Below are 8,956 nucleotides of genomic sequence, written 5' to 3' on the forward strand. Positions count from 1 at the left end.
AGTTTGTGCGCATTAGTGCACAAGAGTGCGGATCAGAACAGTGACCAGCGTGGCTGATGGCTAGATCAAGCGCTTCACTCGCATTCGAGAATCCGGAATGGGTGGTGCGCACACTGCTCTTCGTGGACGTGGTCGAGTCCGTGCGACTGATGGAAGAGAACGAGGCCAGCACCGTACAGCGATGGCGTAAACTCGTTAAAACGATAGATGAAGATATCCTGCCGCGGTTCGAGGGGCGGCTTGTAAAGAGCCTTGGGGATGGGCTCCTGATGGAATTCCCTCAATCCCCCCTCGCAGTGAAAGCTGCCTTTGCAGTCCAGAATGCGTGTGCGGTTATCAATGAAGGCGTTCCGCAAGATCAGTATATCCTCGTCCGTGAAGGAGCGCACGTCGGTCATCTTCTTGCGGACGAGCACGATGTTTACGGGGCTGACGTTAACCTTGCAGCCCGGCTCACAGGTTTAGCGGGGCCGGGGGAAATTGTTGTATCGGCCGATGTTCGCGACCAACTCGTGCCTGTATTGGATGCCGACGTCGAGGATTTGGGAGCTTGTTACCTTAAACATGTGCATGAACCCGTTCGAGCGTATCGTGTCGGCCCACCAGGGCCGCGACCCGTGATCGAGCCAGGTACTGTATCAATGCCGAAGTTGCGCGCCACTGTCGCGGTCGTACCTTTTACCGGGCTGGATGATGGTCCGGAACATCGGGTCATTGGCGAAGTGCTCGCCGACGAAGTCATATCCGCGCTTTCGCGTTCATCGGAGCTGAACGTCATCTCGCGCCTGTCGACGTCTGTCTTTCGCGGGCGGGATAGTTCGGTCGAGGAGATCAGCAGCTATTTGACGGCGAACTACGTTCTGTCGGGCTCTTACCGCAAGGCCGGAAGTAAGTTGCGGGTGAACCTCGAACTGGCATCTTCGTCGAATCTGACGATCGTTTGGTCTGATTCGTTCGTTTGTAGCGCGACGGCTTTGATCAGCGGAAAGGACGGTGCCGTCGCGGGTATTGTAACGGCGGTCAGCTTGGCGATCATGGCGCGCGAGCTTGAACGCGCGCAGTCGCAATCACTCCCGACCGTCGAGAGCTACACGTTGTTGATGGGGGCGATCGCACTCATGCATCGCCTTTCGGTGCAGGATTTTGACAGGTCGCGTCAGATGCTCCATGTCCTGACCGAGCGCATGCCCCGCCAGGCCGTACCATGGGCATGGATGGCCAAGTGGCACATATTGCGGGTCCAGCAGGGATGGACCGATGACTGGAGTGCGGATACGCAACTGGCGCTCGATTGCGGGCGGCGAGCACTGAGTGCCGATCCGCGCTGTTCCCTCGCGCTGGTGGTTATGGGCTTTGCTCACACCAATCTGCTGAAACAATTTGACGTCGCGCAGGAGCAGTATGACCTCGCGCTGCGCGTCAATCCCAACGATGCGATGGCGTGGCTGCTAAAGGGAACGCTTCTCGCCTTCAAGGATGCAGGAAAGTCGGCAGTCGAACACACCGAGCATGCGCTGAAACTGTCGCCGCTGGATCCTCACAGATACTTCTACGATTCCCTGGCCGCAACGGCTGCTCTCTCCGCCGGGCAATACAAGCGCGCCATCGATCTTGCGAACCGTTCGTTGCGCGCAAATCGCACGCATACATCCACGTTTCGCGCGCTGGCGATCGCGCAATGGCAGCTCGGCTTTCATCAAGAGGCGCGCAAGACGGTGACCGAGTTGATGAAACTCGAGCCGGGCCTGACCGTCGCGAAATATCGCGAGCGTCACCCCAGTGGGGGATATGAAACTGGTCGCATTTGGTCGAGCGCATTGCAGGGAGCTGGAGTACCGAATTAGCAGAACGGGAGCAAAAACATGTGCACGATGGGTCCTGAAGGCGGTGCAGGAGGCGCAGGCGGCGCCGGTGGTGCTGGGGGAGCGGGCGGTGCCGGAGGGGCAGGCGGCGCGGGCGGTGCTGGCGCTGGGCCCTACGGCAGTTATGGGTCGCCGCTGGTTGCCGATGCACTCGTCAAGCACCGCGACGGTATCCTCGGAAGCTGGCTCGGTCAGACCGTCAATCGGTCGCCACGTGCGCTGGACGACAAGAAGAACCTCGCGCTCTGGGAGCCGTGGGTGCGGGCGGCGGTCATAGACTTCGAACTGCTGTCGCACCTCCATTTTACAAGCCACTCAGAGAAATTCAGCTACAAGCATCAGGGCAAGAACGTCTCCCGGACACCGAGCGAGAAGTCGGTCACGGTCTGGCAGTTCCACGTTCAAACCACAGCGACAGATCCGTCCCCCAAAGCGAAATCGAACCGAATTGCGACTTTGATTCGCCCGCCGGTCGACACTTTCAAAGGCCAGCTGGATTTTCTGGATCAATACGCCGATCTTCGCGAGGATCGTGTTTCGGAAATCGTGACCCAGCTCGGCCCTCAATATGCGTTCTGGAGTTCGGTCGTGAACTTGCATCCGGATCGCACCAAGAAGACGATCGAGCTGCTCGATGCTGCGCTTCGGTTTGCGACCGCGGTGGAAATGCGCATCAAGCATGCTCTGGCGTGCTGGCGACCGTATGAGCTGTCGTCTCAGGTTCAACCAATCATTCTGACACCGGGCCACGGTACATTTCCGAGCGGTCATTCAACCGAAAATCACATGATTGCGCGCATCCTGTGGGAGCTGTACGGGCGCGAACCGAGACTAGGTGAGCAGTTGATGCGACAGGCGGCGCGCATCGCGGTCAACCGCACAGTGGCGGGTGTCCATTTCCCGGTCGATACTGCGGCCGGTCAGGTGCTTGGACTGTCACTTGCCCGCTATTTCATTCTGCGGGCGAAAGGTGGGCCGAGGTTCAACGCCTGGCGTTTTGACGGCGGACGATACGGAGCTACTCAGGACTTCAATTTCCATGATTTCTATAATCCAGCAAATGGACAGGAAAAGCTGAGCCCCGTGATTGATCCGCCCTATGTCGATTTTCTCGCCTCCACGCCGCCAGCTGTATCACCGATTATGAAGTGGCTGTGGGACGCGGCGCTTGCAGAGGTGAAGTAGCTGCTGGGAAATGGCGGTAGGGCGATCGCATTCGCGAGGTGTGCGTTATGGCAGAACAACGGAAGCGGGTTTCACCTTATCTCGAATGGGCAGTGCTGACGGAGTTCGCTTATCTCCTGGGTGAGTGGTTCTGGGTCTTGTTGGAGCTTGATGGACCAGTGGAAGCCCTTGCCCGTTCCGTCGTGCGCTCGGGGCTAGATCAGTTCATTCGAATTCCCGCGGTCTATCAGGAGGCGCCACCCTCGCTGAGAGGTGCCGATCTAACATGCTGTATGGCGATTGCGAGACGTGAGGCTCTTTCCGCATTTGTTTCCGGCAAGGTATCGCGCGGTGACGCCAAACAGTTTGCGCCCCTACTGTCCTCGATCAATCGAATCGAGCTTGGAACGCCGACGACGAATCTGTTCGAGAAGACTGAACCGATCGGGCAGCAGTTGCTTGCCACGAGTCCGTCGCGGCGGGCAATTGTCGCGATCATCGATGACGGATTGGCGTTCGCCCATGAGAGATTCCGCTTTCGGGATGGCCGATCGCGGGTGAAGTATTTCTGGAACCAGGACGATCACACAAATACAGGCCGGCCGGCCGGATTCGGCTGGGGGCGTGAGTTGCAGGAGAACGAGATCAATCAGTTTCTGGCGTCCTGCACGCATACTGGATTGCTGGATGAGGATGAGTTCTATCGGTTGGCCGGCCAGAAGCTGGCTGCTCGCCGCGCCAAGCACGGTACGCACGTCATGGACATCGCCTGTGGGCTCGATCCAAAGCATGCGGCTCCCGAAGATCCCAGCCTTCCCTATATCATCGGCGTTCAATTGCCGAAGTGGGTGACAGAGGAGACGTCGGGCGCATTCCTGACTCCGAATGTCTACGCCGCCATCTCTTATGTACTCAGTCGTGCGGATCAGATTTCGGTGGCCGAAGGAACGGGTCCGATCCCTGTGGTCATCAATCTGAGTTATGGGACCATTGCCGGCCCGCACGATGGCACGTCACAGCTGGAAGCTGCGATCGATCAGTTGATAGCGTCACGCACTGCACCGCTCAGGGTCGTTCTGCCAGCCGGAAATCACTATCTGGCGCGATGTCATGCCTTGGTCGAACTGCCTCAGGCATCAGTCCCTGGCCAGCCGCCGAAGCGCTTGCGGTGGCGCGTGCAGCCCGACAATAAGGCCAACAGCTTTATGGAGCTGTGGCTGCCCAAACAGGCAACAGAGAAGTCCCAGCCCGAAATCGCCATAAGGATTACCACTCCGACCAACCAGCGCAGTCCTTGGATTGGGGCTAACCAGAACTGGCAGTGGCGCATATCAGGCCAGCTCCGGTTTTTCGCGAAATACTATACTGCAGTCGGGGAGCGATCGCAGATATTCCTTGCTATGGCCCCCACGGCTGATCTCGGAATGCCCTCGCTGACCGCTCCGTCCGGGACCTGGCTGATCGAACTCAAAAACAAGGGCGTAGCCACGACAGTCGATGTCTGGGTTCAGCGCGGCGACACGCCATTTGGCTATCCGTTGTCAGGGCGGCAATCTCGGCTTGAAGACGAGAATTACGTGCGCTTCGATCTTGCCGGGCGACTGGAGCAAGATGACAAGGGCTCCAGCCCGGTCCGGAGGGAAAGTACGATCAACGCATTGGCGACAGGGACGCGCGCAATCGTCGTGGGTGCTTATCTTCGCAGCGACAAGACCGTCAGTGAATATTCGGGGGCCGGAGGGCGCGCGACATCAGATGGCACGTCCCCCATCCGAAGCCCCGATGTGTCGGCAGTTGGAGACGAGTCGCCAGTGCACAGGAATCTACTTGCCGCCGGTACGCGTAGCGGATCCGTTGTGACGATGAATGGGACAAGTGTCGCAGCTCCGCAGGTGACGCGATTGATCTCGGAATTGATGATCGCGCAGCTTGCTTGCGATCGTCCGGACGTACAGCGCATCGCGAAAACAGGAGACACAAAGGCGCCAGGTCCCGGCTCACCATTGGCTGTACGGATTGGGGCTGGCCGGCTGGATCGGTGCGGTCGTCCAAACAGACCTTGATTTGGGACCGGTGCGGAGTACAGGGAACATCGCGGTGTCGAAAGCGAAGCCAGCGAGATCAGCAGGCCGTCAGGCGGCCATACGTATGAACGCGATCTTCAGCGACCTCGCGCCCGAGGCGGTTGCCCAGCTGTTTCATCGCGCGTCTTTCCAGACCTTCGCACGGGGAGACTACATTTTTCGACGCGGCGACCCTGGGACGTGCCTGTTCGGAGTTGTGGAAGGCTCGGTGAGGATGTGTGCATCCTCTCCTGACGGTAAGAGCGCGGTGTTAAATCTGATCGGTGCCGGTCAGACATTTGGCGAGATTGCTGTTTTGGATGGCCTCGACCGAACAACGGATGCAATCGCGAACAGCGATTGTGAAATCTGGGGAATTGCGCGGCGCGATCTAATCCCCTTGGTTAGAACCGAGCCTGCTTTGGCTGCTAAGTTCATTGATTTGTTATGCGCCCGCCTGAGATGGACGAGCGAGCATCTGGAAGAGGTGATCCTTCACGGCCTCGAGGCTCGTCTTGCCCATATCGTCGTAAAATTTGCGGAGCCGAATGTGCAAATGGATGGATCCCTTGTGGTGAATATGACGCAACAGAGCGTCAGCGAGATGGTGGGCATTTCGCGGGAGCGCGCAAATAAAATCATATCCGCCTGGGCCGATCGCGGCTGGGTTCTGGTCAAGAATCGTACACTTGTCCTTCTCAATGCTCAGGCGTTGAGAAACATCGCCACGCGAAGTTAGAACGTGACGATGCCTTTACCAATCGGGCGTGCATTTTAATGCGGAGTGGTGAAAATATCTGCGCCGCAAAGAGAGCGATCGGCAGACTTACGATAAGAACAGCGATGTCCGCGTTCTCGATTACTCGACGCTTTCGCCGTCCGAAATGACCAGCCTCACGGCAGCGGAGGGAGAAGGAAGCGATCAACAACTAGCGCGCGTGACGAGCAGAATAGCGCCTTGCATTGTTTGACGATCGGCCAATCTCCGGTGAGAGAGCTTTGGGGACAGGAAGCGGACACTCCATTCCAGACAGACACGCGGCATAGAACGAACTCAAGCGGATGCGGCGCACTATGGATATGGAATCGTTTCTGCCCGGCACACACAGCTGTCACATTTCGGTCGTATGAGCTTAGGGGCTCGGTGTTGCCAGTACTTTATCAAATCTGCATTGGTCCGCTGACGACTTCGGTCCGCAGTCCAGCAAGCGATTTGCCGCTTTCATGTCCTTTGCCGATGTTCGAAATATTCGAATTTTGCTCAATCCGCGACTGCTACGCGCTCTGTTTTTAAGGCGGTGCCTGCACGCGCTTATCTTCTGCGTGGTGTTCGCGATCTTGTCGCCATTTGCGGCCGCAGATGAACGGAGCATGGAATTTGATATTCCGGCGCAGGCGCTGGACCAGGCGCTGAATGCCTTCCGCTCCGCTGCTAGAGTTCATATCTTCTACGAGACCGCGCTGACGGCCGGCCGGCAATCGCGGGGGGTTAAAGGCAGCCTTACTCCGGGGCGCGCGCTGCAGACGTTGCTCGGAGAGACAGGGCTCCTAGTTCGCCGCACGGACGTTGATGCATTCGCCATCCTTCCTGGGCGCGCAGAGCCAGATCGCGCACAGGTGCCAGCAAGCCACCCCGATGGAGGTTTCGTAAGCGCGCTGCAGAACGGCGTTCTGGATCTGCTGTGCCGAAACAGTCAGACCCGCCCTGGTCGATACAAGGTAGCGCTCGAATTCTGGATTGCCCCGACCGGCGTCATTCAGCATAGCGCGCTCGTGGCTTCCACCGGAGACGTGGTCCTCGATACTGCGTTGCTCCAGGCGCTTCGGGGCGGCAGCATCAACACAGCTCCACCTGCCGAAATGGCCCAACCGTTCATTCTCACCGTTGCGCCGCGCCCCCCGTCCGAAACGGGGGATTGTGCCGGGTCATCCCAGACCACCAGATAGGCGACCCGGACTGTAGCCAATTTGTCATGCAGTCTTGATAGTCAAAATCGCTCCATCTGGCATTTGTCGTACCGGGATGGCTTGCGCCGGTACCTGATCTGGCGGACTCGAGTTCTTGATTTGTCAGACGAGGCTACCGATTATGGCAGAAACGACGTGGGCATTGCTACGTGATCTGCTCACCGACAGATACGCGGAGTTCAAGGCCAAGCTGACACGGCGGCTGGGCTCCGAGGAACTCGCCAGCGAGAGTCTGCACGAGACGTGGCTGCGGCTGCATCGCCCAGGACATGTTGGCTCGCTCGAACGTCCTTCAGCGTATCTGTTGCGCATTGCCATCAATATTGCGACGGATCGCTTGCGCGCCGAAAACAGTCGCGCGCGTCGGTCCGAAATCGATGCCCTGCTCGGAACGGGCGGGGAGTATACTGACCCGACATTGGAGTTACAGGCGCGGCTCGAGCTTCAGATTGTTGAACGGGCGATCCGCGGATTGCCCGATCGGTCGCGGATGATACTTATTGCCTCTCGGCTTGAGGGGCTCACCCACCAAGCCATTGCCAAGCAGCTTGGAATTTCCAGACGTACCGTCCTCTATGAGCTGAAGCGCGCCGTGGAATATCTGGATGCACAACTCGCCCGTGAAGGCTATTCGTCCTCCGATTGCGCATCCGATTCCACTGGAGCGTCTTAGGAAGCATAGAGGACGCAAGTTTGATCGCATTCGCCAATGAGAACGCTGGAGCAATGATGGCTGCCGACCGCTCAAACGACGAGCTTGAGTCGCTGAGACGCGAAGCCTGGACCAAACTCCTGCATATCACGTCGGGCCACGCCAGCAAGGCAGACGTCGCGGCGCTGAGAGTATGGTGCGCACAAAGCCCCCACCATGCCGAGGCCTTTGCCCAGGTGAGCGGGCGATGGCGCGTGTTGGGGACGGCCATCGAGAATGTTGCACAAACCGGGCGTCCCATGGGCACAGGAGCGGATGCCAGAACGCGCATGCAGATTGGACGTCGCGCATTTTTGGTCGGCGCTCTCGGCTTATCGGCGGCTGGGGCAGCTGTCATGGTCATTCGCCCGCCGATGGGACTGTGGCCATCAGCTGGCGAGTTCGCTGCCGACTACCGGACCGTGACGGGCGAACGTCGCCATATCGCGCTTGCGGAGCGCGCATCGGTGGACATGAATACCCGAACCAGCCTCAACGTCCGGGCTGCGAGCGACGGAGGCGATCAGATCGAGTTGATCGGGGGAGAGGCCGCATTCGCGACACGATCCAGGCCCGTTGAAGTGATTGCAGGCAACGGCCGGGCTCGGGCCGACGATGCCCAGTTCAGTATCCGTCACAATGGCTCCGAGACCTGTGTGACATGCCTTGAAGGCTTTGTTGATGTCCAGCAGGAAGGACGTTCTGCGACACTGAAGAAGAGGCAACAGGTCGTCTATGACGATCGCAATTTGGGTCACGTCCAGAGTGTCGATCCCGTTACGGTGACTGCGTGGCGCGAAGGAGAGCTGTTGTTTCAGAACGAGCCGCTAGCGCGGGTTGTCGAAGAAATCAATCGCTACCGGCCGGGCCGGATCATTCTGGTGAATGAGGCGCTCGGGCAAAGGCGCTTCACCGCGCAGTTCCGGCTAGATCGGCTTGAGGTGGTGATCACCCAGCTGAAAGCGACATTCGGAGCGCGGGTGGTGTCACTTCCGGGCGGCGTGGTCCTCGTGAGCTGACCCGTTCGGATCGGAGCTCGTTTGGAAAAAATCGGCGCGGTACGTTGCGCACTTGCCGGTGCTCACTCGTCTATGGTCGTCGGATAAGTCCGACGGTTGGCTGAAGCCGTGGGGGTGAAGGCCGACAATTGACCAGAGAGTGCCAATTCATGTTTCTGCCCGTTGTTGACGCCGCACCGCGATCCTTTT

7 protein-coding genes are annotated in these 8,956 nt (G+C 58.7%); all 7 read left to right on the forward strand.

Annotation, left to right across the window (positions count from 1 at the left end; genetic code table 11):
- Positions 1–104 precede the first annotated feature (104 nt).
- The 7 genes from AB7783_RS01720 to AB7783_RS01750 all read left to right on the forward strand — a co-directional run bounded on the left by AB7783_RS01720 (position 105) and on the right by AB7783_RS01750 (position 8,767).
- Positions 105–1,844: an adenylate/guanylate cyclase domain-containing protein gene (locus tag AB7783_RS01720; RefSeq protein ID WP_441276638.1), complete on the forward strand. Its 1,740-nt coding sequence runs from the start codon at positions 105–107 to the stop codon at positions 1,842–1,844.
- 27 nt (positions 1,845–1,871) lie between these two features.
- Positions 1,872–3,047, forward strand: coding sequence for a phosphatase PAP2 family protein (locus AB7783_RS01725; protein ID WP_441276639.1), 1,176 nt, complete (start codon positions 1,872–1,874; stop codon positions 3,045–3,047).
- Positions 3,048–3,094: 47 nt separating this feature from the next.
- Positions 3,095–5,089 carry a S8 family serine peptidase gene (locus AB7783_RS01730; RefSeq protein WP_441276640.1) on the forward strand — a complete coding sequence of 665 codons (1,995 nt, stop codon included), beginning with the start codon at positions 3,095–3,097 and terminating at the stop codon, positions 5,087–5,089.
- 85 nt (positions 5,090–5,174) lie between these two features.
- Complete coding sequence (locus tag AB7783_RS01735) at positions 5,175–5,828, forward strand: Crp/Fnr family transcriptional regulator (RefSeq protein WP_089267984.1); 654 nt, start codon at positions 5,175–5,177, stop codon at positions 5,826–5,828.
- A 485-nt stretch (positions 5,829–6,313) separates the two neighbouring features.
- Positions 6,314–7,036: an energy transducer TonB gene (locus AB7783_RS01740; RefSeq protein ID WP_441276641.1), complete on the forward strand. Its 723-nt coding sequence runs from the start codon at positions 6,314–6,316 to the stop codon at positions 7,034–7,036.
- Between the two features lie 142 nt (positions 7,037–7,178).
- A complete protein-coding gene (locus AB7783_RS01745) occupies positions 7,179–7,730 on the forward strand; it encodes an RNA polymerase sigma factor (RefSeq protein WP_441276642.1) in 552 nt (183 codons plus the stop codon).
- A 20-nt stretch (positions 7,731–7,750) separates the two neighbouring features.
- Positions 7,751–8,767: a FecR family protein gene (locus AB7783_RS01750; protein WP_441276643.1), complete on the forward strand. Its 1,017-nt coding sequence runs from the start codon at positions 7,751–7,753 to the stop codon at positions 8,765–8,767.
- Positions 8,768–8,956: the final 189 nt, after the last annotated feature.

The organism is Tardiphaga sp. 172_B4_N1_3 (assembly GCF_052076035.1).
GTDB lineage: Bacteria > Pseudomonadota > Alphaproteobacteria > Rhizobiales > Xanthobacteraceae > Tardiphaga > Tardiphaga robiniae.